The 24,535-nt window shown below is 66.4% G+C and carries 23 protein-coding genes and 1 pseudogene; 12 read left to right on the forward strand and 12 right to left on the reverse strand.

The window, feature by feature from the left end; genetic code table 11:
- Positions 1-214: 214 nt before the first annotated feature.
- Positions 215-418: a DUF2630 family protein gene (locus tag ACFVH5_RS27630; RefSeq protein ID WP_385836436.1), complete on the reverse strand. Its 204-nt coding sequence runs from the start codon at positions 416-418 to the stop codon at positions 215-217.
- 152 nt (positions 419-570) lie between these two features.
- On the opposite strand from ACFVH5_RS27630, the gene ACFVH5_RS27635 reads away from it, so the two are divergent.
- The 3 genes from ACFVH5_RS27635 to ACFVH5_RS27645 all read left to right on the forward strand — a co-directional run bounded on the left by ACFVH5_RS27635 (position 571) and on the right by ACFVH5_RS27645 (position 2,730).
- On the forward strand, positions 571-1,419 hold the full coding sequence (locus tag ACFVH5_RS27635) for an alpha/beta fold hydrolase (RefSeq protein WP_385836437.1): 849 nt from the start codon (positions 571-573) through the stop codon (positions 1,417-1,419).
- 256 nt (positions 1,420-1,675) lie between these two features.
- Positions 1,676-1,873, forward strand: a complete 198-nt coding sequence (locus tag ACFVH5_RS27640; RefSeq protein ID WP_385836438.1) for a hypothetical protein — start codon at positions 1,676-1,678, stop codon at positions 1,871-1,873.
- A gap of 257 nt (positions 1,874-2,130) precedes the next feature.
- The gene (locus ACFVH5_RS27645; RefSeq protein ID WP_385836439.1) at positions 2,131-2,730 is read left to right on the forward strand and encodes a TetR/AcrR family transcriptional regulator; all 600 of its coding nucleotides are present in this window, start codon (positions 2,131-2,133) and stop codon (positions 2,728-2,730) included.
- Between the two features lie 20 nt (positions 2,731-2,750).
- Here the strand turns inward: ACFVH5_RS27645 and ACFVH5_RS27650 are convergent, their stop codons facing one another.
- The 4 genes from ACFVH5_RS27650 to ACFVH5_RS27665 all read right to left on the reverse strand — a co-directional run bounded on the left by ACFVH5_RS27650 (position 2,751) and on the right by ACFVH5_RS27665 (position 6,793).
- Complete coding sequence (locus tag ACFVH5_RS27650) at positions 2,751-3,458, reverse strand: alpha/beta fold hydrolase (protein WP_385836440.1); 708 nt, start codon at positions 3,456-3,458, stop codon at positions 2,751-2,753.
- Between the two features lie 14 nt (positions 3,459-3,472).
- Positions 3,473-4,174, reverse strand: a complete 702-nt coding sequence (locus tag ACFVH5_RS27655; protein WP_385836441.1) for a hypothetical protein — start codon at positions 4,172-4,174, stop codon at positions 3,473-3,475.
- Between the two features lie 51 nt (positions 4,175-4,225).
- Positions 4,226-5,026, reverse strand: a complete 801-nt coding sequence (locus tag ACFVH5_RS27660) for an alpha/beta hydrolase (RefSeq protein WP_385836442.1) — start codon at positions 5,024-5,026, stop codon at positions 4,226-4,228.
- A gap of 102 nt (positions 5,027-5,128) precedes the next feature.
- The gene (locus ACFVH5_RS27665) at positions 5,129-6,793 is read right to left on the reverse strand and encodes an FAD-dependent oxidoreductase (protein ID WP_385836443.1); all 1,665 of its coding nucleotides are present in this window, start codon (positions 6,791-6,793) and stop codon (positions 5,129-5,131) included.
- A 1,325-nt stretch (positions 6,794-8,118) separates the two neighbouring features.
- On the opposite strand from ACFVH5_RS27665, the gene ACFVH5_RS27670 reads away from it, so the two are divergent.
- Positions 8,119-8,613, forward strand: a complete 495-nt coding sequence (locus tag ACFVH5_RS27670; RefSeq protein ID WP_385836444.1) for a winged helix-turn-helix transcriptional regulator — start codon at positions 8,119-8,121, stop codon at positions 8,611-8,613.
- 81 nt (positions 8,614-8,694) lie between these two features.
- Here the strand turns inward: ACFVH5_RS27670 and ACFVH5_RS27675 are convergent, their stop codons facing one another.
- The gene (locus ACFVH5_RS27675) at positions 8,695-8,988 is read right to left on the reverse strand and encodes an ATP-binding protein (RefSeq protein ID WP_385836445.1); all 294 of its coding nucleotides are present in this window, start codon (positions 8,986-8,988) and stop codon (positions 8,695-8,697) included.
- A gap of 12 nt (positions 8,989-9,000) precedes the next feature.
- Positions 9,001-9,870 (reverse strand): annotated as a pseudogene (locus tag ACFVH5_RS27680) (PP2C family protein-serine/threonine phosphatase).
- A 304-nt stretch (positions 9,871-10,174) separates the two neighbouring features.
- Between ACFVH5_RS27680 and ACFVH5_RS27685 the strand changes: the two are divergent.
- The 3 genes from ACFVH5_RS27685 to ACFVH5_RS27695 all read left to right on the forward strand — a co-directional run bounded on the left by ACFVH5_RS27685 (position 10,175) and on the right by ACFVH5_RS27695 (position 11,986).
- Complete coding sequence (locus ACFVH5_RS27685) at positions 10,175-10,597, forward strand: OsmC family peroxiredoxin (protein ID WP_385836447.1); 423 nt, start codon at positions 10,175-10,177, stop codon at positions 10,595-10,597.
- Positions 10,598-10,637: 40 nt separating this feature from the next.
- Complete coding sequence (locus ACFVH5_RS27690) at positions 10,638-11,498, forward strand: enoyl-CoA hydratase/isomerase family protein (protein WP_385836448.1); 861 nt, start codon at positions 10,638-10,640, stop codon at positions 11,496-11,498.
- Between the two features lie 140 nt (positions 11,499-11,638).
- Positions 11,639-11,986, forward strand: coding sequence for a UBP-type zinc finger domain-containing protein (locus tag ACFVH5_RS27695; RefSeq protein ID WP_385836449.1), 348 nt, complete (start codon positions 11,639-11,641; stop codon positions 11,984-11,986).
- Positions 11,987-12,433: 447 nt separating this feature from the next.
- On the opposite strand, the gene ACFVH5_RS27700 is transcribed toward ACFVH5_RS27695, so the two are convergent.
- From ACFVH5_RS27700 to ACFVH5_RS27720, 5 genes are all read right to left on the reverse strand, one after another.
- The gene (locus tag ACFVH5_RS27700) at positions 12,434-13,027 is read right to left on the reverse strand and encodes an MBL fold metallo-hydrolase (RefSeq protein WP_385836459.1); all 594 of its coding nucleotides are present in this window, start codon (positions 13,025-13,027) and stop codon (positions 12,434-12,436) included.
- Positions 13,015-13,215, reverse strand: coding sequence for a hypothetical protein (locus tag ACFVH5_RS27705; RefSeq protein WP_385836450.1), 201 nt, complete (start codon positions 13,213-13,215; stop codon positions 13,015-13,017). The genes ACFVH5_RS27700 and ACFVH5_RS27705 overlap by 13 nt, the downstream gene beginning before the upstream one ends.
- A 47-nt stretch (positions 13,216-13,262) precedes the next feature.
- Positions 13,263-14,105: an aldo/keto reductase gene (locus ACFVH5_RS27710; protein WP_385836451.1), complete on the reverse strand. Its 843-nt coding sequence runs from the start codon at positions 14,103-14,105 to the stop codon at positions 13,263-13,265.
- Positions 14,106-14,245: 140 nt separating this feature from the next.
- On the reverse strand, positions 14,246-14,518 hold the full coding sequence (locus ACFVH5_RS27715; protein WP_385836452.1) for a type B 50S ribosomal protein L31: 273 nt from the start codon (positions 14,516-14,518) through the stop codon (positions 14,246-14,248).
- 106 nt (positions 14,519-14,624) lie between these two features.
- Positions 14,625-15,320, reverse strand: a complete 696-nt coding sequence (locus ACFVH5_RS27720; protein WP_385836453.1) for an SDR family oxidoreductase — start codon at positions 15,318-15,320, stop codon at positions 14,625-14,627.
- Between the two features lie 542 nt (positions 15,321-15,862).
- Between ACFVH5_RS27720 and ACFVH5_RS27725 the strand changes: the two genes are divergently transcribed.
- The 5 genes from ACFVH5_RS27725 (at position 15,863) to ACFVH5_RS27745 (ending at position 24,375) form a co-directional block, all read left to right on the forward strand.
- A complete protein-coding gene (locus ACFVH5_RS27725; protein ID WP_385836454.1) occupies positions 15,863-16,609 on the forward strand; it encodes an SDR family NAD(P)-dependent oxidoreductase in 747 nt (248 codons plus the stop codon).
- Positions 16,610-17,283: 674 nt separating this feature from the next.
- Positions 17,284-17,643: a winged helix-turn-helix transcriptional regulator gene (locus ACFVH5_RS27730; protein WP_385836460.1), complete on the forward strand. Its 360-nt coding sequence runs from the start codon at positions 17,284-17,286 to the stop codon at positions 17,641-17,643.
- 359 nt (positions 17,644-18,002) lie between these two features.
- A complete protein-coding gene (locus ACFVH5_RS27735) occupies positions 18,003-21,164 on the forward strand; it encodes a discoidin domain-containing protein (RefSeq protein ID WP_385836455.1) in 3,162 nt (1,053 codons plus the stop codon).
- Between the two features lie 421 nt (positions 21,165-21,585).
- Complete coding sequence (locus tag ACFVH5_RS27740) at positions 21,586-23,541, forward strand: DUF6461 domain-containing protein (RefSeq protein ID WP_385836456.1); 1,956 nt, start codon at positions 21,586-21,588, stop codon at positions 23,539-23,541.
- Positions 23,542-23,931: 390 nt separating this feature from the next.
- Positions 23,932-24,375 carry a spore-associated protein A gene (locus tag ACFVH5_RS27745; RefSeq protein ID WP_385836458.1) on the forward strand — a complete coding sequence of 148 codons (444 nt, stop codon included), beginning with the start codon at positions 23,932-23,934 and terminating at the stop codon, positions 24,373-24,375.
- Positions 24,376-24,535: the final 160 nt, after the last annotated feature.

Consider the following 24,535-nt stretch of genomic DNA (forward strand, 5'->3'; position numbering starts at 1 on the left):
CGACAACGGTGCCCCTTCGCCCGTCCCCATCAGCACTCCCCCACCATGCCGTCCAGGAGCTCCTCGAATTCAGGGTGCCGATCGATGAAAACGATGCCGTGCGGCATGTGCCGGTAGGCGATGAAGCCGACCAGTACCGGTCCGATGCGCGCTTAATAACGGGCCCTGCCCTTGGCATCCTCGAAGCTGGGTACGGACATGTCGTTGACGGTGTTCAAGAGAGGTAGCCCTCGACTGTGCCCTCCGTGCGCACCTGCGCTTCCTCGGGGTCAGCACCGGACCCCTTCAGCGCGCGCCGCTGACGCAGCAGGTCCCAGCACTGGTCGAGTTCACGCTCCAGCGCCGTGAGTCGTTCGTCCTCCTCGTGGGCTCCCCCCGTGATGAAGGACAACCTAGCTCGCTGGATTGTTTCTGGCAACTCAGGATAGTATGGCTGGACCTCAGGCACACATCGGCACCTGGGAAGCGCACGGGTCCCACGTCTGCGGACCCACGGTGCTCCACGAAATACACGAACGCGGCGGCACTGGCACACAAGTGACCGCGGCATCACACCCCTGGAGTTGCATCATGTTGCGACGTACTTCCATACGTGTCGCGGTCGGCGGTGCCAGCATCGCCCTCGCGGCTGCCCTGGCCCCACTGGCGGCCGCCGAACCCGCCCAGCATCACACCCCTGCTGCCCCGAAACCGACCGTCGTCCTCGTCCACGGAGCTTGGAGCGACTCCTCCAGCTGGAACGGCGTCATCAAGCGACTTCACGCGGACGGGTACCCGGTGAACGCGGCCGCCCTGCCCCTTCGTGGCCTGTCGAGTGACTCCGCCTACGTCGCCGACTACCTCAAGTCGATACCCGGGCCCATCGTTCTCGTGGGTCATTCGTACGGCGGCTCGGTCATCACCAACGCCGCCCGCGGCAACACCAACGTCAAGGCCCTCGTCTACGTGGCCGCGTTCGCCCCGGACAAGGGGGAAACGTCCAACGATCTGGTGGCGAAGTTCCCCGGCTCGCACATCACTGACGACCCCAGCGCACCGGTACCGACCGCGCTCAACGCCGTGCCCTACACCCAGGCGGACGGCACCCAGGGCATCGACTTGTACATCAAGCCGGACCATTACCGGGACATGTTCCTGAACAAGTCGGTCAGTGATTCGGAGATAGCCGCACTGAGCGCAGAACAGCGGCCCGTGACCGGTCAGGCCATCGGCGAGCCGTCGGGCGAGCCTGCGTGGAAGACCATTCCGTCGTGGTACCTCGTGGCCAAGAACGACCACGCAATCCCGCCGGCCGCCGAGCGTTTCATGGCGAAGCGCGCGAACGCCCACACCATCGAAGTGGACGCTCCGCACGTGGTGGCGCTCACGAATCCGGGTGTGGTGACCGGGCTGGTCGAGCGAGCGGCCCAGTCGCGCTGATCCCACCTGAGGCGGCGGGCTTGGATTCTCCTCCCCCAGCAGGTTCTGACCTGAGGAATCTGCACCCCCAAGCCCGTCGCGGCCGTGGGTGTCCATTGCGGATGCCGGTACGCGGGGACGGACGGACCGTCAAGAGCACTCGCGGCCCGCTCGCGGGAAGGCTCAGCGCTCACGCCGCAGAAATGGAGCTTTGACCTCCCACAGAACCGTAGCCCGCCCGACGCATGCCTCGAAGGGACAACGTAGCGCCGCCAACATGCATCCGGCCGGACACGTCGAGATGTTCTTCTCATCCGGTGTCTTTATTCTGGACGGCGGAACCAGCCGGCAGGCGAATCGTCTTCTGCACTTGTTGCAAGGTGCCAAGATTCCCGTTGTTCCTGCCGCGTTGCACAATGACGCGGGCGTCGCCGGAGCGGCCATGGTCGCCCGGGCTTCTTGCGCATCTTCCTGAGCGCCGGCTCGTCACACGAAGCTCCTCGGAACGCGACCGCCGCGGCGTCGACGTCGAGTTGAGCAGTTACAGCGCTGACCCAGAGGGCAACGGGATAAGCGTGCCACCGCTTGGAATCGCTGCGCTGCTACGCGTACATCTGCACCTCAGAAGCAGGCGGATGCCCCGTTACATGTCAGTCGTCATAGAACGTGAGAAAGATGACATGTAACATCTATGCGGTCAGGGAGTAGGCAGCGCTCGCCTAGGAGGTCGGGATGCGCGTCTCACGGCAGCAAGCCGCAGCCAATCGTGAGCGGGTCCTGGACGTTGCCGCCGCCCTCTTCCGCGTGCATGGCTTCAACGGTGTGTCCATCGCCGACGTCATGAGGACATCCGGGCTGACGCATGGCGGTTTTTACGGCCAGTTCGACTCGAAGGAAGCTCTCATCGAGGAGTGCTGCTCTCGCGGTGTGCAGGACAGCGTCGCCGAGGTCCGTCGAGAACGGACCTCTCCCATCGGCCCGGCCGCTCCCGGAGTTCTTGGCGAGGTGCTTGACGACTATGTGTCCGCCTCGCACCGTGACAACCCGCAGAGTCGGTGCACGGTCGCAGCACTTGCCAACGATGCGGGCCGTGCACCGACAGAGTTGCAGAGCGTCTTCGCCTCGGGCGTCACCGGCATGGCGCAGGCATTGGGCGCGAGCAGCAGCCGGGCCTCAAGCCAGGACGACCATCCCACCCCGGACTACTTCCTCCTGGCTGGGATGGTCGGCGCCATCGTTCTCTCCCGCGCTGTGCGTGATGCGGATCCTGCCCTTTCGGATCGCATCCTTAAGGACACCAGGGATGGACTGGTAGCGGCCGACAGCCGCTGATCCTCCGGTATCCGTGAAGATCAGGCGACAGCGCGAACCGCGGCGATGATCACGTCCGCCACTTCACCGGAGCGTGAGACGGCGATCGAGTGCGAGCCGCCCTCGACCTCGGTGACCGTCGCCCCGATGTTCTTCGCGGTGGCCCGCTGATAGTCCGGGTTGATGGCGTGATCGGCGCCGGCCACGAGCCACCAGCTCGGTACACGCTTCCAGGCCGGCTCCACCGACAGCGGCTCCCCCAGCGCAAGGCCCGAAGCCGGACGCTGGTTGGTGGCACCGGCCGCGGCCTCCTCGTCGGTGACGTCGGCTGCGAAAACGGAACGGTACTTCTGCACGTCGATGGTCAGCTCGGGCACCTCGCTGCCCGGATAGGACCACGGCTGCAGGGCGCTGATCAGCTCAGGCTCCGGGTAGCCTTCGGTGGCCGTCTGGGCGCTCTGGCCCTTGTCGAGCCCGAAGGCGGCGACGAAGACGAGCCCCTTGACGTTGTCGGCCTTGCTGCCGGCGTAGGTGATGACCGGGCCGCCGTAGCTGTGCCCGACGAGTACGACATCGCCCTCGGTCTGAGCGACGACGCTCGCTACGTACTCGCCGTCGGCAGTGAGTCCCCGCAGTTGGTTGGGGACCGTTCGAGCGGTGATACCGGCTTCTCGGAGGTGGGCGATGACCTTGTTCCAGCTGGAGCCATCGGCGAAGGCGCCGTGGACAAGAAGGACGGTGGCAGACATGACGGGGTTTCCTTTCAGGAGGACTGCGAATCGGTAGGACCCGCAGAGTTCGGGGGCATGATGCGCGCTGCCCGGCTCGACGTTCGCAGCGTGGCCACCAGCGCTGTCACGGCAAGCACCGCGAGGACGACGCAGAAGCCGATGGCCGTGTGCTCAAGGCCTTCGCGCGTCGCCACCGCACCGGCGACAACGACCGGGACCGAGAAGGCCGTATAGGCGACCAGGTAGATCGCGGAGACCAGGGCCCCGCGGTGTTCCGGATCGGCGAGGTTCACGAGGCTGCGCAGGGCGCCGAGGTAGCCCACGCCGAATCCCACCCCCGCGATCACCGTGCTCGTGTAGAAGAGCGCGGAGTTTCCGATGCCGAGCGCCACAGCCGTCAGCCCCGGGCCCACGGCGAGGGTGACGCAGCCGACGACGATGCAACTGCGGGCGGAGGACGCACGCATGACCGCTGTCGCCAGCGCCCCTGTGCCGCACAGCATCGCCGGCACCGCTCCGCCCAGAAGGTGGTTGGGATGAGGGAAGAAGAAGTCGTCGTCCGCGCTGTCGAACACCACCACCCGCGGTGCGTCCGGACGGGAGAGCTCCTCGATCAACCCCACCAGATCACGCACGAGTTCGGGACCGATGAGGTTGATCGGCGGTGCGTGGAAGGTTGCGTGCAGGACACGGCCGTCCAGGTGTGTATCGATGGTTTCATACGAGGCGGTCATGGTGTTCTCCCTGTCGGCACTCCGGGCGGACGGGTCGACGTCCGATGGCTGTCACAGCTGCTGCTCCTTGAGCCACAGCAGGACGAACTCCGCGATCTCCTTCCAGCCGCTGTCCACGGTCAGGGCGTGGCCGCGGTTGTCGAACTGCTTGAGTTCGGTGACAGCGCTGGAGCGCCGGTACTGCTTGTACGTCGCCCGCGTGGTCACGTCCGGCACAGTGTGGTCCTCGGTGCCGGAGATCAGTAGGAGGGGACCGCGACCCGAGTTGGCCGTGTCGACCTTCGCCTGTGACCGGGGGTTGAAGTTGGCCGTTGCGGCCTGGAAGACGGGCTTGGCCGGACCGGGGACGGCCCACTTGTCGTAGAGGTCGTCGGACTCCTGCTGGGGCAGGGCGTTTCCGAAGCCGTAGCGGAACGCCTCCCGGCTCAGGGACACCGGCTTGTTCAGGTTCGCGGGGTTGCCCATGGCCGGCAGTGCTGAGCGGATCTGAGCCAGGGGCAGCGGCAGTACGCCCTTCATCTGCGCGGGGTCGATTGCTACGGCCGCCCTGCCCAAGGACTCCCCCAGAAGCTTCTGTGCGATCAGGCCGCCGAAGGAGTGCCCGATGATGATGGGGTCCTCCTGGAGGCCACTGATCACTTCCCGGAAGTGATCAGTGGCGGCCGTGATGCTCGTACCGGCCACGAGGTCAGGGTTGCGCCGTGCCTCGGCCACGCTGTCGGGCTCGTTGGGCCAGCCGGGCGCCAGAGGTTCGTAGCCTGCGGTGCGGAACAGGTTGAGCCATGGCGTCCAGCTGGAGGCATGCAGCCACAGTCCGTGGATGAAGACGACAGGAATAGGAGACGCAGTCATGTTGTGTCCTTCTTACGGGTAACGAGGGGCCGCGGCTGCCACCGGTGGCGGCGCTGACGCCAGCCCGTTGGAACGAACGGCTGAGGGTGAGGGGAGCCGGACCTAGACGCCAACCGTGTTCAGCGACATGTGGACGGAGCGGACGGCGCTGGCGCCTTCGCCGACGGCTGCGGCGACGCGCTTCATGGAGCCGGAACGTACGTCGCCGGTTGCGAACACGCGCGGCAGGCTGGTTTCGAAAGGCAGCGGACGACGGCCCAGTCGGGCCCACCGCCTGCCGAGCGCATCGTCGTGGAGGGAGACATCCGTGAGCAGGAATCCGTCTTCGTCCATGGCTGCTCCCTTGAGCCAGTCCGTCGCGGGGCTGGCTCCGATGAAGCAGAACAGGCCCAGACACTCAAGTTCCGTGCCTGGATCGTCCTGGATCGCATTGGTGCGTACGGTGATTGCTTTCAGTCGGTCGCCGCCGTGCAGCTGCGTCACCTCCGTGGAGGTGCGCACGGTGATCGCGGGATGAGCGGTGATGCGGTCGGCCAGGTATGACGACATGCCCGCGGACAGGTCCCCACCTCGGACCATCAGGTTCACGGTGCTTCCGCGACCCGCCAGGTACAGGGCCGCCTGCCCCGCGGAGTTGGCCCCGCCCACCACCGCGACGGGGTTGTCCCCGCAGGCGCGTGCCTCCAGCTCCGTGGCGGCGTAGAAGATGCCCGCGCCTTCGAAATCGTTCCACCGTGCCAGCGGCAGCGAGCGGTAACGGGCGCCTGTGGCGATGACCACCGCGCGGCTGTCGATCTCTCTGCCGTCTTTCAGCGTCACCCGGAGGGTGTCTCCGTCGCCCTTCAGCTCGGCGACTTCGCAGGGGCTGGCGATCCGGGCCCCGAACTTCTGGGCCTGTACCGCTGCACGGCCGGTGAGGTCCGCGCCGCTGATACCGGATGTGAAGCCGAGGTAGTTCTCGATCCTCGAACTTGCCGCAGCCTGACCGCCGGCAGCGACCGCGTCCAGTACCACTGTCCGCAGTCCTTCCGAGGCACCGTACACAGCGGCGGCCAGCCCCGCGGGCCCTGCACCGATGACGACAAGGTCCAGGGTCCTGCCCTCCACGTGCTGGTAGGACAGGCCCAGGTGCTCGGCCAAAAGAGCTGGGGTCGCCTGGCGCAGTACCGTCGTTGCGGTGATCACCAGCGGCAGCTCGTCGGTAGACGCGTCCACTGCGTGCATCAGGCTTTCCCCTGCCGGGGTACCGGCGACGACCCAGGTGTGCGGCTGCCGCTGACGTGCCGCGTAGGTGCGCAAGGCCATCGCCGTCGCCGACGGGTCGTGGCCGACGATGACGATGCTGCGAGCGGCGGCGTTGGAACGCAGGTTCTCCCGCCTCGCCAGGAGCGCCTTCAGTACCACGTCAGAGAGGTTCGGATCCTCGTCCATGAGCCGTCGAAAGGACGTCGGTCCGACGCGGTAGACCACACCTGGCGCAGAGACACGAGCATTGAGATACGTCGTCTGACCTGTCAGAAGATTGAGCTCACCGCTGAACTGGCCCGCTCCGTAGCTGGCGACGACCACCTCCTCCTCATCGGAACCTGGCGGTCGCAAGATCTCGATCCCGCCGGACTCCACGAGGATCATGTCCCCGACGGCCTCACCGGCTTGGAAAAGGGTGTCACCGGCCTCGGTGAGCTGCTGGATTCCGTAGATCTTCAGCGCGGACCAGTCAGCCTCGCTGAAGATCGGCGCCGCGTCGCTCGGCTGTGGAGTCGACATTGTTCGCGTCCTCTGTTCACGCCGCGCACACCGCGGCTTCCGGTCGGGTTGGACGGGCTTGCGGCTTCTGTGATGGCGGGAGCGCCGCCCTCGTCCGTGACGGCCACTCCTCACACCGGGTAGGCGATCATGAGCCTTGGAGACCCTGGCTTCTCCCCGCCGGGTCGGTTTTGCGATGCCGCTGAACGGCACCTCGGTGCGAGCAACCGACACCAAAGACGAATACGCGGCGAACAGCGGGCCGAGCTCCACCTCATAGCCGAGTGCGAAAATCAGGCTTTCGCGGAAACGTCCGTCTTCCCTTCGCATGGAACTGCTTCCTAACGAACGGACCGACCGTGGTTACTGACCCCTCGTACTGCCAGCAGCATGCGTACGGTCGGAAAACCCCGGGCCGCACCAGAACCCCAGAGCGGTCCGGCCTCTGGGTACCTCGCCGTTATCCATACGGATGGCAATCGGCGCCCCGGCATCACGCAACGCTGCTACTCGGAGTGCGCGCCGTTGCGCCGACCAAGAAGAAGCCTGCATCGACCTCGTCTCGACCCACGATCTTGGTCTGTGCCGACGGTCGACTCCCATGACCTGCTGACTCCTAGACCACAACTTAACAGGCTGAGTCTGGAACGGCAATCCAGCATGCCCCTTCGTGGCACGCGAGCGGGCGGAGCCGCGTCAGCCTGGCACCAGAACGGCGTCAGGCCAATCGGGAGCCTCCACCATTCGAATAACCGAACTTCCTCGCCGGACTCCATTGCCCACGACAGGCTCCGCCCGCAAAATGCAACCACCTTCATAAATGACCCTCGTGGATTTTCTCTACGATCCCCTACCGGCCGGCGGAATTCTCCACAGCAGTTCATTCAGCGGTCCAGGGGTAGTCTCTTCCGCCCAACGACCCCTGGAGGAGACGAGTCCGGGTTGCCCAATTCCAGGCGTGCGGACCGTGCATTACGGAAAAGGGTTCGAGCCTTGCGGAAAACGCAGGCCCGAGGTCGTCGAGGCGCCAGGAGCCAGGCCGCCAGGGGGCAGGCTCCGCCAGCACTGTTGGGCGTGACCAGCAGCTCCGCTCGACGCCCGGATACCCGAGCACCCTCAAGAAGCCTGGCCGGTCAAACACCTTCGACGCCGACAACCTGCTCCCCTGCGGACCGTTCGGGCGTATGCGTGAGCCACGCCACTAAGGGCACGTGATAGGCGCCCGGCACTCCGTTCCTCCACTTCTCGATAAGCCTACGGATGACTTATTCATGTCGTTCATCATTTAACCTGCCCCGGAATGGCGCTTCTGGATCCGTACTCACGACTCAGGTACGATTACCGGTATGGCACTTTCATGGATGCATGACTCCAGCTGCTCCGTCACCAGGAGCTTGGGAGTTCTGGGCGAGAATTGGACATTGCTCATCCTTCGGGAGGCCCTGACCGGCACGACGCGCTTTGCGGACTTCCGGTCGGCCCTGGGTGTGGCAGCGGATGTTCTCAGCCGTCGGCTCACGACACTCGTGGAGTACGGGGTCATGTACCGCGAGCCTTATCAGGAACCCGGCAGCCGCACCCGCTACGCGTACCACCTGACCGACGCCGGCCGGGAGCTGGAAGTAGTGCTAGGGGCACTGCAGCAGTGGGGCGACCGGCACCTTCCCTGGTCGGACGGACCCACCATCGAGCGCAGGGCACAACGCACCCAACGGCCTGTCCACGTCGCGTTCGTAGACGATCATGGCTACGAGGTGCCGTGGGTGGACGTCGCGACCGTCCGCACAGCCGCCTACCCCTCGGAAGAGTCGACTGAGGAACCTGGCGAAGTGGCAACCTGAACCACGAACGGCCCGTCAAAAGGGTCACGGCGTCACCGCAGCAACCGGTCAGGCACGTCGGTATCGCAGGCGAGTACTGAATCAGAGCGGGGCGCCGGGGACGGACAGCTCGAACCACACCGTCTTGCCGCGGCCACTGGGTGAATTTCCCCATGCCGATGCGAGAGCGGAGACGATGACCAGCCCCCGGCCACCCTCGGCCTGGTCTTCTTCTCGCGGGACGGTGACGGTTCGAGCCGGCTGGGGATCACTGTCCCGCACTTCCACCCGCACATGCTCGGGATGCCTGCGCACGTAGACGTAGACATCGCTGTCGCCGTGGACAAGACCGTTGGTGACGATCTCTGACACCAAAAGCTCTTCCTCGTCGGCCATGTCAGGCAGCCCCTACTCCTCCAGCCATCCACGGATCAGGGGACGCGTGTGCTGGGCGCCATGGAGATCACGTTTCTGGATCTTCAACTGCCGCACGTTCTCCCGCGCTTCAGCAGAGGGCCCCTCGTAGTAGGCCAGCATGAGGGCCGCATCGTCGGTGTGACTGGTGTGCAGGGCTTCGAAGTCGCCCATCAGGCCGTCGCCCAGTGCTTCGAGATGGCCGCCGCCTCGGAAGGCATTCTGCAGGGCTTGTGGGTCGAGGACACCGCCGAAGTCGACCAGGCCGTCGGTGTAGAAGGCGAGCAGGGTCCCCGGGTCGAGCCGCAGCTGCGTCGTCTCGAAGAGCGTCTCGGTCTCGATCCCGAGCGGAAGCCCGACTTCGAGGTCAGACGGCATGGGTGTGCCGGTGACGGTACAGACCGCCGGAGCCGGATGGCCGACGGTGGCCATCTACAGAGCTCCGGTGTCAGGGTCCAGTAGCGCGCAGCAACAGGTCGCGTAGAGAGCGGCGTCCAGGTCGACCAGCACCTGGTTGGCCCGTTCCAAGACCTTGCCTGGCTCGTGTTCCTCGGCCGCGTAGGCTCGTACGGCGCTGCGCAGTTGTCCCATGACAACTGCGGCCGATGTGTTGTGGCCCTCCACATCACCGAAGCGCAGCATGCCCTGGCGGAAGGGCTGCAGCAAGCTCTGCTCCCGCGAATGCTGGCCCAGCCGGCCGGGGTGGTTGCCACGAGCAGATACGCGTCGGCTACCAGTGGAATGGAGCTGGGCAGGGACTGGTACGACCTGATCGCCCTCCACAACGGCAAGATCGCCCTCATCACCCGCCACCTTCGACGAGGCGATGCTGTGATGCGTCGGCCCCCTCGTGGTAGCAGCCATGATCTCCTACACCCAGTTGCGGCAGGGTGATGTCGGTGCGCCCGCGGCTCCCGCACCCGACTGGCGCGTGCACTGCGCGCCTGCGCCTTCGAGTCGCCCTGAGAGCGCGGGGTGTAACCCACACCCTGACTCTCCACTCACACGTCAGATGACGAGCCAATGTGACCACTCAGCCCGCAAGTCACTGCCTGGTGGCCTGAGGCAGCCCTGCGCTGGGTTGCCATTGCAATTCCAGTGAGCTAAGTTGCCTACACAGACTCAGGGTGTCTGATCGGATCCTGGGCAATGCAGAGAGAGGGTCAACATGATCGTCGTCGGCAATTCGGACTGGCGCGGGGCTTTCAGGGACGGCGCGGGAAGCATCTCGACGACCACCGACACCCTGCAGTCGCCCTACACGTTCGCGAGCCGCTTCGAGGGCGCACCTGGGGCGATCCCTGAGGAACTCCTTGCGGCCGGTCACGCAGGTTGCTTCAACCACGCTCTGGCCAACATCTCGAATCAGAACGGCCTCACCGTCGAGTCCGTTCACACGTCTGTCGAGGTCACCATGGGCACTGACGACCACGGGCCGGCCATCACCGGCATCCACGTGCTCACGGAAGCCAAGATTCCCGGGGCCACCGAGGAGAAGTTCCAGGAGATGGCCGAAGGGGCCCGTGCGTGGTGCTCCTTCTCCAAGGCCATCGCAGCTCCCATCACCATGACGGCCACGTTCTCGAAGTGAGCCACGGCTCGCGGAACAGACTCAACAAGAAGGACTTCACATGTCATTCGTCACCGACTTCAAGCCGACTCAACTGATCGTCGCGCAGACGTCGCCCGCCCTCTGGCGCGTCACCTTCGACAACCCGCCCGTCAACGTCATCGGTCCGGGACTCATGAAGGACCTCAAGGACCTGCTCACGGAGCTTGAGACGAACGACGAGGCCAAGGTGGTCGTCTTCGACAGCGCCAATCCGGACTTCTACCTCGCTCACTACGACCTTGAGGCGGACCCGCAGATCGCAGAGGCTCTTCCCGGTACCACCGGATATGCCGCCTGGGTTGACATCCTCGTGCGTCTCAGCAGGCTGAAGGCTGTCACCATCAGCGCCATCCGCGGCATCGCGCGCGGCGCAGGCAGCGAGTTCGTCCTGGCCACGGACATCCGTTTCGCCAGCGCAGAAAAGGCGATCCTCGGACAGATGGAAGTGGGGTTCACTGCGGTAGCCGGCGGCGGAGCCACTGCCAGGCTGGCGGGCCTCGTCGGCCGCGCCCGTACCTTCGAGATCATGCTCGGGGGCGAAGACTTCGATGGCACGCTGGCTGCTCAGTACGGCTATGTGAACCGCGCGATCCCCGACGCGCGGTTCGAGAGTTTCGTGGACGCGTACGCGACCCGCGTGTCCAAGTGGGACCGCCGAGTCCTCGTTGGCATCAAGGAGTTCGTCAACGAGTTCACGCTCCCCGCGGACGAGGTGTTCCCTCGGCAGTCCGACGCCTTCTGGGAGGCTGTCTCCCGCCCGGAGTTCCAGTCCATCAACGCCCAGCTGTTCAACCGGGGCCTGCAGAAGAACACTCACATCGAACGCAACCTGGGCGCGGAAATGGGCCGGACCTTCCCCGAGACGTCGCCCACGGGCTGACATCTGAGGCGACCTTCACACACACGCGGGGCCGTCCGGGCGATCGGCAGAGCACCATCGAGCGCACTGCTTTCGCAGCAACAGAGCGCCGGACGGTCCCGCGTCAGCTCCCGTTGCCACGTGCCCAAGGAGACATGACCATGAAGCAACAGCACATCAACCCACAGGCACGGCCTTCCGGAACTGGCTGTCTGGAGTGCGACGCGACCGGCGGCTGGTGGTTTCATCTGCGGCGATGTGCCGAGTGTGGTCACATCGGTTGCTGCGACGACTCTCCCTCACAGCACGCGCAGGAACACTGGCGGCACACGGGCCACGAGGTCATACGGAGCTTTGAGCCCGGAGAGTCCTGGTTCTGGAACTACCGCACTCAGTCCGGTCTCCAGGGACCAGTCCTTGCCCCGCCCCACGCACACCCCGTTGACCAGCCGGTGCCTGGTCCTGCAGGACGTGTTCCCTCCGACTGGCAGTCTCGTCTGCACCCGTGACGATGGCAGTGCCCGCGGTCGATGAGAAGGCCCCAACGGGGCACCCTGCTCCGCCAAGGGCACGGTAGCCGCGGGCAGAGGCGTGTTGCGCCCTGATCCCGTGGCAGTTCGCACTGGACGTCTCCCCGCAAACGGACTGGCCGTTGACGCACGGCCATCTCTGGTCCTGGCAGTCGCCGCCAGGTCCTGGAGCGCAATGCCCCCTTCTCACGAGCCCACGCTCGGCGTCGGCACGATCAGACGCCGTTGGTTCGGGTGCACGGCCAGTCCCCACGCCGCTACTGCCATCGACGTTTGGTGCTCCCGCCGGCCCGGCGAGCCCCCTCCCGGCTGACCACCGGCCATGCCTGCGCCAGAAGCACCGACCGGGGCACGAGACGCAACAGCTTTCCCTCGACCGAGGCGTGTGCTCCCTATCGCGGCGCGGCCCGCCGGGGAGGGGTGATGTCAGTCCTTGGGCCCGAACATGAACGCATTGGCGATGTCGATGAGTGACGCGCCTTGGTGGTCCGGAAAGCGTTCGGTGATTTCCTTCTTGTAGGCATCGCCATCCTCTCCGAGCGCTTCGCGGCCGGCGTTGAGGTAGTCGGTGAGATCGGCCCAGATGGAAGGGCTGGTCGGCGCCCCGTGACCGGGGATGATGATGTTGTACCCGCGCTCAGCGACGAAGCGGTCGATGTTGGCCTTCCAGCCGTCGAAGTCCCGGTCTCGCAGCCACAGACGGACGTGGTTGTAGGCGAGATCCGCGGCGAGAAGGACACCTTGCCCGGGGAGTTTCACCACGAGGGATGTGTGTATTTCACCGCCCGTGACCTGTACGAACTCCAAGGGGATGCCGTCGACGATTTCGGTCCCCGGGGTGATCGCTACGGTCGGGGTCACATCCTCGCAGGGTATGGGAGTGCCGGTGGGCAGATCGATCTTGTCACCAGCGCCAACGATCTCTTCGATGGTTTCCTGGAGAGCGTGCACGGGCGCACCGAACCTGGCGGCTCCGTGGTAGTGGTCCGGGTGCGCGTGACTGATGATCAGGCGGTCGATGGGTTGCCCAGGGTCTTGGCGTAGGCGACAGCTTCGTCGGCATACGCAAGGACGAACTGAGCGTCGACGGCGATGATCCTTGACGGCGTCTCGATCAACTGTGTGTTGACCAGAAGTCCGTCGCCGGGTGAGGCGTAGTTGTGTATGCGGACCTGACCCGCATCGGTGATCGTGACTTTGCCGTGCATGGGTTCTGCTCCTGACGGGGGCGGCAGTTGGAGGTGCTTCGGATCTGCTAGAACTCCTCGAAGGTGTCCGGTGTCAGTTCGGTGGGCTTCCCGCTGTCGAGTGCGGTGACCGCGGCGATGTCGTCCGGTTCCAATGAGAAGTGGAAGACGTCGGCGTTACGACGCTGGCGTTCGGGGTTGCCTGAGTGCGGCACCGTGGTGAGGCCCCGCTCGATGAGCCATCGGATGACGACCTGGGACGGGGAGACGTCCAGGCGTTCGGCGATGCTGACGATCGCGGGGTCTTCGAGGACGCCGGAGTTGCGCTCCAGCGGGCTCCATGCCTGGATGACGGTCGAGTCCTCCGACACGGCGTTCACGAATGCGGTCTGCGCATGGGACGGCGAGACCTGGCGCTGGTTGACAGCCGGGAGTACACCGGTGGCGTCCACCACCCTTCGCAGATGCTCTTCGGTGAAGTTGGACACGCCCACGGATCGGATGAACCCTTCGTGAGCAAGCTCCAAGAGCGCTGCGTAGGTTTCGACGTACAGACCACGGTTGGGGTTCGGCCAGTGGATGAGATACAAGTCCACGTAGTCGAGCCCCAGGGTCTCGAGCGACTCGGCAAGGCCCTGACGGACGGTCGCTGCGCCGCCTTGATGACGTCCGCGCAGCTTGGTGGTGATGAACAGCTCTTCGCGTAGAAGGCCGCTTTCGCGTACGGCTGTCCCGACAGAGTCTTCGTTGCCGTACGCGGCAGCGGTGTCGATCAGACGGTAGCCGGTGCTGATAGCGGCCAGGATGGCGTCCGTTGACTGGCGGCCAGCGAGAGGCCAGGTGCCAAGGCCGACCTGGGGCATGTCATGCCCGGTGTTCAGGGTGACGGTAGGTATGTCGAGGTTCTTCATGGTCTTCACCTCCAGGCTCTTGTTGCAACAAGATGAGTTGCGGGAGGGGCATGAGGAGACCAGATCCGTCCGGTGGTGACTGAGTACAGGCGGTGCGTCACATGCATCCGGCGTTCTGGTCCATGAGGTCGAGCGGCCCCTCAGGATCGATCGTCGTCGCCTTGCGTTCCGTGACGGCGGTAACGGCGCTCGAAGCGTTCGACGCGCCCAGCGGTGTCGAGCACGCGCGCCGTTCCCGTGTAAAAGGGGTGACTGGCTGAGGATGTCTCGACGTCGATGACGGGGTACGTCTCGCCGTCCTCCCACTCGATCGTCTTGTCGGAATCAAGCGTCGACCTCGTCAAGAACGCAGTTCTCGCGGCCGTGTCGCGGAAGACGACATGACGGAGGACGGGATGGATTCCGGGCTTCATGTGTTTTCTCCACTTCGTGATGTGTTTCTGTCACGGACATCGCCCCGCTCTCGATCTCGCAGTCGAGACGAAGCCGTGCAGATCGATTTGTCGGTGCGCCGAAGGGTCACCCGACGGATGAGTACAACGCAGCCACCCCGCCGGCGAGGTTGCCCTGCGTCAGACGGGACTGTTCGTCCATGACTTCGGCCGCGCCGTCTTCGATGGCGTCGATACCCAACTTGGCGATGTCGCCGGGCTCGTGCTTGGACGCCTCGATGTGCCCCACCATGTCGGTGTCCATGAAGCCGACATGGAGCGCGGTGACCTGCGTGCCCTGTGCGGAGTACTCGTTGCGGAGGGCACTGGTCAGGGACCAGGCCGCAGACTTCGCGGCGGAGTACGCGCTGAACCCGGGGTACGTCAGCCACGACAACACCGACAGGACGTTCAGGATGGCGCCGCCACCGTTCTCGGCAAGCTGCGGAGCGAAGGCTCGGGCCACTTCGAGGGGGCCGAAGTAGTGCGTCTCCATTTCCAGCCGCACGTCGTCCATGGAGCCGTCGGTTACGGAGGCTCCAGTGAACGAACCTGCATTGTTGATGACAATCGAAATGCCGGTCGCCGCTTTGGCTGCAGCAGCGATGGACTCCGGGTCCGTCACGTCCAGCCGCACCGGAATCGCACCGGGGACGGCGACCGTCTCCGGGCGTCTCGCACCTGCGTAAACCGTGGCTCCACGTGCAACAAGCTGCTCGGCAAGGTGCATACCGAGGCCTCGGTTGGCACCGGTCAACAGAACCGTGCTGCCGCTGATCTTCATCGGCCCCTCCAGGACTCCACAGCGATCCAACCACAATGTTGGATTGCCTTTGACAACTCAGACTACACTCAAGAACGGTGCTACTGCATCGAGGACCCGCGCCATCCACCGCGGCAGCGCAGTACGCGCGACCACGGGACCGCGTGGTCGATACGCCGGCATCGGGCGAGGAATGCACCGGATCCGATCGACCCACGGACAGATCTGGCCGCGCAGACACTCGGAACCCTCCCTCCGGGAGTTGAGCTGCCGCGCCGTCGACAGACGCGACACGAACGAGGCAGGAGCCGGGAAACGTCGCCTCTTCGCGAGGGTCCGCCGGCACCATCGACTCGGCCACCCACCCCGCTCGCGCACCTGCCGGATCACAGCCCGGGCACACAACGCCACCCGCCGCGACGGACGAAATGCCAACAGCCACAGCAACTGCCGCGCCAGGCGCGAGCCTCACCGGAGAGAGCTAAGGCCGACTCTTTGACTTCCCCCGGGGTCGGAAGCATAGTTGGATTGTTCATAACAACTTAGATGCTGGAAGGCTTCCCATGCCACGACTTACCGGCAGCACCGCGCTCGTCACCGGATCCACCAGCGGCATCGGCCAGGCCATCGCCGACAAACTCGCCGAACTCGGCGCCCACGTCATCGTCTCCGGCCGCGACAGCACCCGCGGCGACAGCGTCGTCAGACAGCTCCGCACCGCCGGCCACAAGGCCGACTTCATCCGCGCCGACCTCAGCACCACGAACGGGGCCCACGCCCTCGCCGAACAGGCCACCGCCGTCACCGGTCAGATCGACATCCTCGTCAACAACGCAGGCATCTACACCTTCGGAACCACCACCGACACCACCGAAGCCGACTTCGACCACATGTACAACATCAACGTCAAAGCCCCCTACTTCCTCGTCGGCGACATCGCCCCCGCCATGGCTTCCCGCCACACCGGCGTCGTCATCAACATCACCACCGGCGTTACGGCCAAGGGCATTGCCAGCGCCGGCCTCTACGGCTCAAGCAAGGCCTCCATCAATCTGCTGACGAAATCATGGGCGGCCGAATTCGGCCCGTCCGGAGTCCGCGTCAACGCCGTCAGTCCCGGCCCCACCTACACTCCCGGAACCGCGGCAATGGGAGAAGGCGCCATCGACTCCTTCGTCACGGCCACCCCTGCGGGCCGCGTTGGTGAACCCCACGAGGTCGCCTCGGCAGTCGCATATCTAGCCTCCGATGAGGCTTCTTTCGTCCACGGCGCCATCTTCACCGTGGACGGCGGATTCACCGCCGTGTGACGCTGGGGTCGACCAGCCCGCCGCCCCTTTCCGCCCATCTGCGCGATCCTCGTCCCCACCATGACGTCTTGAACCAGTCGGCCGCCCATATGACCATCGCGTCGGCGTTTTGGTGTGCCCCTCCTGGTGGCCGTCCCACAGAAATCTGCGAGACGGCCACCATCACCGTCCTATGCATAATCGAGTTTCGGATCGGGCAGTCCCACCACGACGCCACCCCAGGCGCCGCTCACGAGAACTCCTCCCCGGCGATCCGGTCAGGATGTGCAGACTCAAGCCGTACGCACTCCACATCGGACACCACTCGCCGACCGCGAGCTGCGTAGGCGTACGAACCAGGTCACAGGTGCATGAGCTGGCAGAAGACCGCCATGGATCCTGACGAGAAATAGCCGTCCAGCGTAAGTCAGGACAATCCGAGGTCGGCCGGCAGAAGGTCACATCGAAAGCCTCCAGGGAGTGCATTTCAATAGTCCAGCAACCCCACCCTCGGCAGGCATTTCAATGACCTCATGTGCCACGATGAAAGCAGCCGACACCTCTGGATCGGAATGCGCAACTCAGGGTATGCTAAAGCCATGGGACCTTCAAAGACGCGCAACTCGGCTTTTGCCGTATCGCGAAGTCTGGGCATGCTCGGAAACGACTGGACACTTCTCATTCTCCGCGAGGCGATGTCCGAGACAACCCGGTTCTCTGAGTTCAAGTCCTCACTGGGGATCGCGGCCGACGTATTGAGTCGCCGCCTAAACAAACTCGTTGAATACGGGGTCCTTTCCCGCATCCCTTACCGAGAGCCGGGACGCCGCACCCGACATGAGTACACCCTCACAGACGCCGGGCGAGAACTGGAAGTCGTCCTCTGCGCTCTTGAGCAGTGGGGCGACAAGTTCCTGCCATGGACTGGCGGCCCCAGCATCGAACGTCGAGCCCGGGAGTCCAACCGCCTCGTTCACGTCGCTTTCATCGATGACCTTGGCCGCGAAGTACCGTGGCAAGAAGTAGCCACCGTCCGATCCGGCGCCCATAACTAAGGAATCGCCGAGGTTCCTGGACGGCAGGAACCAAAAGCAGAGCTCCTGCACGGCCGGACCTCGATGCCCCGGACGCACCCATAGGTAGCCAACGTTTCCGTCACCCCCGAGCCCTCCGCGCAGCACCGCATACGAAGCGGTCGGCCAGTTCATCGCTTCCACCTGACGGAGACAGCACGAAAATGCCAACTTTATTGGGATAAGCCTCATTTGTACCCTGTCGAATGAGTGACTCGTCCAGGATTACTGAGCCACAAACCCCCGCACACGTCACACCCCTTGACGCACCCCGCCGAAACGACGAAAGATGCCGCTGCCACTTGACAACGTTGTCTAGCTCGCTGAGAAAGGCGCCGATCGTGTCGCACATACCCCCTCCCCCGGTCGCCCGACGCCGGTTCGTCCAACTTCTCGGCGTCTCCGCGGGCTTGGCCGCAAGCCCTCTGGCGCTCGGACGCCCCGTCGCCGCCCACGCCGAGGACCGTTCCGGCGGGGCCGCGGGGCAATCCGGCGAGACACCGGACGAGGTGGCGGCCGTCTATCATCGCGTCCTGCTGAATCACACCCGCTGGTCCGAGCAGCAGTGGGACCAGGCACGCGGGTACTACACGGACAAGGACTTCGGGTTCGCCGTGGTGCTGGGCAATGCGGTCCTCCTCACGCACGGCACGTACGACAGCGAGCGGGCCGGTGTCGACGAGCAGACGCTGCGGACCCGGACCCTCGCGACCATCAAGCACTTCGCCGCCTCCAACCGGCTGACCGGCGGCACGCAGTGGGGCCGGAAGCTGTTCTTCGACACGACCTTCCAGTCGTACTTCGTCCTCGCCGCACGACTCCTGTGGGACGAGCTCGACGCAGTGACCCAAAAGCACGTCGACACCATCGCGCGCGAACAGGCGGCCTACACAACCGCGCTGGGCACGGGGGACGACCCGGACTCCGGCGACTGGACCCCGCACGGCCTCTCCGGCGGCTACCAGAAGGACACCAAGCTGGAGGAGATGGGCGTGTACGCCCAGTCCCTCGCCCCCGGTGCGGCCTGGGCCGCGGACGACCCCCGGCACGCCGACTGGCTGGCCGCGTACGGCACCTGGTCGCGCAACGAGGCGGGGCTGCCCCCGGCGGACCTCGCCAACCCGGTACGCGTCGACGGCGTTCCCGTCTCCGCGAACACGGCCCGGAACCTGTACGACACGTTCATCGTCGAGAACCACGGGTCCTTCGGCCCGCACTACCAGCAAGAACTGTGGCGCACGTCGGGACGTAACGCCGCGCACTTCATCGTTGCCGGGCGCCCGATGCCGCAGGTACTCACCCGGCAGCCGAACGCCGACCTGTTGTGGCGGACCCTCCTCGGTGTGATGAGTGACGCAGGAGAGCCGCTGATGCCCATGGTGGCGGACCGCGAGCACCTCTACGGGCGAGACGTCATCCCGCTCGCCTTCCTCGCCCAGGTCGGTGGCGACCGGGCCGCGGCCCGTGCGGAGCGCTCGCTGGCCTCGCGGCTGGAGGCGTACCAGGCCTACCCTCCGGAGTACCGGCTGGCGAAGTTCTCGGGCGAACCGAAGTACGAGCCGGAGGCCAGGGCCGAGTTGGCCATCAGCTACCTCCTGCATGTGTGGGCGGCCGAGCAGGGGCGCACGGTCCGTCCGCTGTCCGAGGCCGAGTTGTTCGCGCAGGCCCGCGGAGTCACCGACTTCGGAGCCGAGCCGGGTCTGGTCTCTCACCAGTCCCCAGGAGCCTGGGCCGGTGCCGTCTCCAAGCCTGGCTTCGTGAAGTTCGCCTGGCAACCGGCCCACGACGACTGGCTGTTCAAAATCAGCGGAGCCACCCCGATGTTCCTCCCGGCCGTGTCGGGCAAGGTCGAAAGCCGCCAGGTGCAGACGTACAGCCGCGTCCGCGACGGGTTCGACGGCAGCGCGACCGTGCTGCGGCTGGGCGCGGAGTACGCCGGTTGGACTACTCTGCCCTCGGGCGCCGTCGTCTACGCGACCACGGGCGTCGCCGCCGGCGAAGGACATCTGGAGGTGCACAACCTGACCATGCCCGGAGTGGCCGGCCTGTCGGGCTCCCGTACCTACCGTTTCGCCGAGGGCAGCACCACGGTCGCGGCGCAGGACGCCCGCCCGCAAGCAGCTTCCCCGCGCGTGGACGACCTCACGTTCACGCGGACCGAGGTACGTCATCTGCGCATGACCGGGGTCCGGCCCGATCCGGCGTACGGGTACTCCCTGTTCGCGTTCGAGGCACGCGACGGGGCAGCGGGCACCGACCTCGCCCGCGGTACGACGGCCACCGCGTCGTCCTTCGATCCCGGCAAGGAGCCGGCCCTGGCAGTGGACGGGAACCTTGCCAGCAGATGGGCCGTCTCGCGGGCAGAGCGCCCCCGCACGGACAGTTGGCTCGCCGTCGACCTCGGCGGATCACACTCCGTGGACCGGGTCAGTCTGCGCTGGGAGGCCGCTGCGGGGCGCGCCCACCTTCTGCAAGGTTCCATGGACGGCCAGGAGTGGACCGACCTGGTGTCCTGGCCGACGCCCGACGTGTCGAGCCGCGGTGGCTGGCTCGACGTCGACGGCCGCGCGGGACTGGTGGTGCGGGGCTCTGAACACCAACTGGCCGTGTACGGCGACACCGTGGTCCTGGCGGACGGACCGGCCGCACCGCTGCTGGTCGAGGGACTGCCCGACGCCTCCCCCGCCACCCTTCGCGAACTCGCCGGCCGCCCCGCCCCTCACGCCATGGACAGTGCCGTACGAGCCGCTCTCACGGACGGCCACCTCAGCCTCTTCAACCTCTCCGACCAGGCGATCACCACAGAGGTCGCGATTCCGCAGTCCCGATCGCGCCTGACGCTGTTCGAAGGCCGGCAGACGGTGAGTACGGCGGGCAGTTCCTACGAGGCCGCACTCGACGCAGCCACAGCCCAGGTCCTCGCGCCACGCCTCTCGCTGCGCCCACTGTTGTCCGGCGAGCGGCTGCCCGTGGGCCTGCGCGCGGAGGTCGTCGATGCCTCCACGGTCCGGCTCAGCGGTCCGTCATGCCGCCTGCAGGTCGTCGGCCCGAAGGCCGACGCGGTGGTCGTGGTGCGCTCGGGACGGGTCACCACCTGCACGCTGCGGGACGCTCCCGCCTATCCGCACAACGATCTCGCCCTGGGCCGCACCGTCTTCCCCACATCGCCTCTGCCTCAGGGCATGTCGGACCCCTCTGCGGCCGTGGACGGCGATCCGACGACGGCTTGGACCCCTGGCCCCGGCGGCCGGATGGTCGTCGACCTCGGCGCGACGCAACGGATCCGCAGCGTTCGCACGCAGTGGACGAGCGGGCGGGTTCCCGGGGTCCAGGTCGAGGTCAGCGCCGATGGGCTGACGTACACGCAGATCGGGCGCCTCACGGGCTCGGGACGAGGCCGGAATCTGAGCACGGACACCGACGCGCGCTACGTCGCCGTCGTGGTCGCCACCGAATCCGGAGCCAGGGCGAGCGCGCGGCTCGTGCAACTCTCGCTGCGGTGAAGGATTGGCCCGCCGTGCGTCGACACCGGCTCAGGTATGAGCTGTCGGCGCACGGGGCCGACGGCTCTTCACCGCGCGGCAGTGGTTCCGGATACGAGGTCCACCAGCGCGGGGTCCACAACTCCCGGTCCGCCGCCGGGGCGTGTCCGAGCTCACCCCCGTAAGCACGGTAGACGGCAACCTCGGCTTTCCTTCACCTTTTTCTGCCAGGTCGAGATCACCCGCCGCGAGACCGTCTCGCCAGAATCAGCCGCCAGGTGACGATGAACGGGACCGGGTGCCTCTCCAACAACGCCCCAGAGTAGGGCCGATATGGGACACCAGGACCGTGGCCACGGCACCCGGCCGATTGTCAGTGGCACCCGACACAATGCGATCAAGCACGACGCACCCGGGGCGCCCAGCACGAGAAAAGGTCACCATGCGCGAAATCCTCCAGTTCAACCGCCTCCACGCAGACGAACAACTGCGCGCGCCCAACGGACGGTTCGTCCTGCACTACGACGCGGCGGGCAACGCCGTGATCACGGACACCGAGCGGGACGAGGTCACCTGGCGGGCGGGAGCCGCCGGACGACTGCTGCTCGGCGACAGGGGCGAGGTTCAGGTCGAGGCCGGGGACAACCACGAGACAGTCTGGCGCTCGGGTTTCGCAGCACGCGGCGCCCAGTACCTGATCCTCACCGACGAGGGCGACCTGGAACTGCTCGACGGCGAGCATGTGCGGCTGGCCAACGTGCGCACCGGCCCGGCCGAAGCACAGCCGCTGCGGGACGCCGCCCCCGCCGCCGACATCACCGTCGGCAGATACCTGCTCAGCGAAGGCAAGAAGCGCCGAACCGTCGTACGGGAACAGGACGGACAGCTCCGGGTCGGCGAGCACTGGCCCAACGGCGTCGGCGGGAGCTACGCGCTGTCCGGGCCGCTGGTCGACTGGCTGGAGCAGGAAGGCACCGTGCTCAGCTGGCGCATGCTGCCCGTCCACGGCTCCAAGGCGAAGGCCCGGACGCTGTGCCTGACGGATGCCGCCGGCACCGTCCTGTGGCACGAGGGCACCCCGAACCCGGCCACGCCGGTGTCCGCGGGAGCCCCCTACGCCTACGGCGGGCCGGAGCTCGGCACCGGCGGACGCCTGCGCCACCAGTCGCTCACCTCCCCCTCCGGCTCGCACACCCTGACCCACCAGGGGAACGGCGACCTGGTGCTGCGCTGCAACGCCGAGCACCGTGACGTGTGGTCGGCCGGCACGCACTGGGCCGACGGCGGTTGGGCCGAACTGACTGCCGACGGCGACTTCGTGCTGCACAATCCGCACGGCGCACCCGTCTGGCGCTCCGGTACGGCCGGTTCGGGTGCACGACGGCTCGCCGTCCGGGACGACGGCCGGGTGGAACTGCTCGACACGCAGGGCCGCGCGGTGTGGTCGGTGGACGCACACACCTCCTGCGACGCCCCGGCTGTGGACACGCCACGCGGCGCGGTCCTGCGCCGGGGACAGACGCTCCGCCAGCACTCCCTCACCTCCGCCGACGGCAGCACCGTACTCGGCCACCATGACGACCGGCGTCTGGTGCTGTTCGGAGCGGACGGCACTTGGCTCTGGTACGAGTACCTGGGAGAGGCTCAGCGGCTGGGGCTGTTCCTGGACGAGGGCGGCATGCTGCGGATCCTCGACGACGACCGCGAGCGGCCGGCGCTGGCCGGTCCGGCCGATGAACTGCTCGTGGAGAGCGGGGAAGTCCTACTGCGCCGCGCGGACGGCACGGTCGTGTGGCGCAACGGCGAGGAGGTGGTGGAAACGGACGCCGCCGGACCAGAGCCGGACGAGGACTTCGAGACGTGGCTGGCGGAGCTGAACGGGCTGGAGTACTTCTCCACCGCCGTCGTGCACGACACGACGCCCGACGAGGCCCTGCGGCGCCTGGGCGTCGACCCGGACCAGATCCGAACGGGCACCTGGGACGACCTGCTGACACAAAGTCAGATCGAGGATGCCGCCTTCGACGACGTGTGCGTGGCCGCGTTCGCCCTCGGCCCGCACACACTGATCGTCGAGAACATGGGCCACCCGGGGACCGACGCTTCGGCACTCTCCGTCGGCACCTTCGCCGTGGCCTGCTCCAGGAGCATCAACGCGGACACCACGTTCGTGGTGTATCGCGACGGCGAGGTGGTGGCCGACCATTCCGAAGAGGGGTCCGAGGAGCCGACCACCCCGGAGGTCCGAGCGGCCATGGCGGCGATGGACAGGGACGATCCCCAGGAGGCCGCGTTCGACGGGACTCTCGAACTCTTCTGCCGTACCGCCGGAATCCGGCCCACAGCGGCGGACGTGACCGGCATCGGAAGATGGGTGATCATCCCGGCTCTCGGGTGACCCAGCTGCGGTCCCTTCGCCGGACCGCGCTTGATCACCACTGACGGAGGGCTCGAACTGGCCTGGGTCCCGGGCGGCATCCTCGAATCGTTCGGCACCATCGCCGACGCCCTCACCGAGGCCATAGTTCGGCGGGAGGGCGGCACGCGGTGGGCGCGGGACTTCGGTGCTCGACACGACATCTCTTACGGAGGCTGGCATACGAGCAGGCAGGCGACTCGTTGGCGGCGTAACGGTCCTTGTGACACCGGTGACACAACAGGGACACAACCCCCCACAACCCTGCCGGGGGCTCCCCGGTCTCATATGCGTGGGACGGCAACGACCAGCCAGCCCACGGGCATTCACCGATACGGCACTTCGCCGAACACACCATCAGGGGGAAACACCATGAAGCTGTCCCGTCGCGCCACCACTGCCGCCGCCCTGAGCGGGCTGGCCCTCGCAGGCACTCTCGCCGCAACAGCCCCGGCCACGGCAGCCACGGGCAAGACCGCCGCCAAGTCGGCCGCGGCAACGTACAACGGAGCCTGCGGCACCGGGTACACCGTCATCGACTCCACACCCGTCGGCAACTCCGGCACCGTGTTCCTCACCTGGAACGCAGCGACCGGCAAGAACTGCGCCGTCACCATCCGCAACACCACGGGCGCGAAGATCTACATGTCCGTCGAACTCAACGCCCAGGTCGGCCACGAGAGCACGCCGGTCCGGGACGACGGCCAGTACACGTCCTACGCCGGCCCCGTCTACGTCGACGGCCGCGGCTACTGCATCGAGTGGTACGGCGTCATCGGCAACGCCTCCGGCGGCGACTCCGGCCACTGCGGCTGACCCACACGCATGTATCGCAACGCGTGCCGCTAGGTCCTGTCGTCAAATTCCCGACGTCCGCCCGTAGGGCGGGCCGGGCGGCGTCTGGTGCGTGCTCTCGGTGTGCCGGGCGGAAGCCCTCGTACTGGACGTACTTGGGCTTTCGCCCGGTGCGGCGAGA

It is taken from the genome of Streptomyces sp. NPDC127119 (genome assembly GCF_042677425.1).
Lineage (GTDB): Bacteria > Actinomycetota > Actinomycetes > Streptomycetales > Streptomycetaceae > Streptomyces.

Bases quoted from the DNA above. Each gene is read 5' to 3' on its own strand.
- ACFVH5_RS27730 (WP_385836460.1), top strand. From the start codon at position 17,284: ATGTCCGAGACAACCCGGTTCTCTGAGTTCAAGTCCTCACTGGGGATC.
- ACFVH5_RS27710 (WP_385836451.1), bottom strand. From the start codon at position 14,105: ATGAAGAACCTCGACATACCTACCGTCACCCTGAACACCGGGCATGAC.
- ACFVH5_RS27695 (WP_385836449.1), top strand. From the start codon at position 11,639: ATGAAGCAACAGCACATCAACCCACAGGCACGGCCTTCCGGAACTGGC.
- ACFVH5_RS27740 (WP_385836456.1), top strand. From the start codon at position 21,586: ATGCGCGAAATCCTCCAGTTCAACCGCCTCCACGCAGACGAACAACTG.
- ACFVH5_RS27665 (WP_385836443.1), bottom strand. From the start codon at position 6,793: ATGTCGACTCCACAGCCGAGCGACGCGGCGCCGATCTTCAGCGAGGCT.
- ACFVH5_RS27705 (WP_385836450.1), bottom strand. From the start codon at position 13,215: ATGCACGGCAAAGTCACGATCACCGATGCGGGTCAGGTCCGCATACAC.
- ACFVH5_RS27715 (WP_385836452.1), bottom strand. From the start codon at position 14,518: ATGAAGCCCGGAATCCATCCCGTCCTCCGTCATGTCGTCTTCCGCGAC.
- ACFVH5_RS27685 (WP_385836447.1), top strand. From the start codon at position 10,175: ATGATCGTCGTCGGCAATTCGGACTGGCGCGGGGCTTTCAGGGACGGC.
- ACFVH5_RS27635 (WP_385836437.1), top strand. From the start codon at position 571: ATGTTGCGACGTACTTCCATACGTGTCGCGGTCGGCGGTGCCAGCATC.
- ACFVH5_RS27640 (WP_385836438.1), top strand. From the start codon at position 1,676: ATGCATCCGGCCGGACACGTCGAGATGTTCTTCTCATCCGGTGTCTTT.
- ACFVH5_RS27660 (WP_385836442.1), bottom strand. From the start codon at position 5,026: ATGACTGCGTCTCCTATTCCTGTCGTCTTCATCCACGGACTGTGGCTG.
- ACFVH5_RS27675 (WP_385836445.1), bottom strand. From the start codon at position 8,988: ATGGCCGACGAGGAAGAGCTTTTGGTGTCAGAGATCGTCACCAACGGT.
- ACFVH5_RS27650 (WP_385836440.1), bottom strand. From the start codon at position 3,458: ATGTCTGCCACCGTCCTTCTTGTCCACGGCGCCTTCGCCGATGGCTCC.
- ACFVH5_RS27745 (WP_385836458.1), top strand. From the start codon at position 23,932: ATGAAGCTGTCCCGTCGCGCCACCACTGCCGCCGCCCTGAGCGGGCTG.
- ACFVH5_RS27690 (WP_385836448.1), top strand. From the start codon at position 10,638: ATGTCATTCGTCACCGACTTCAAGCCGACTCAACTGATCGTCGCGCAG.
- ACFVH5_RS27720 (WP_385836453.1), bottom strand. From the start codon at position 15,320: ATGAAGATCAGCGGCAGCACGGTTCTGTTGACCGGTGCCAACCGAGGC.
- ACFVH5_RS27670 (WP_385836444.1), top strand. From the start codon at position 8,119: ATGGCACTTTCATGGATGCATGACTCCAGCTGCTCCGTCACCAGGAGC.
- ACFVH5_RS27725 (WP_385836454.1), top strand. From the start codon at position 15,863: ATGCCACGACTTACCGGCAGCACCGCGCTCGTCACCGGATCCACCAGC.
- ACFVH5_RS27655 (WP_385836441.1), bottom strand. From the start codon at position 4,174: ATGACCGCCTCGTATGAAACCATCGATACACACCTGGACGGCCGTGTC.
- ACFVH5_RS27645 (WP_385836439.1), top strand. From the start codon at position 2,131: ATGCGCGTCTCACGGCAGCAAGCCGCAGCCAATCGTGAGCGGGTCCTG.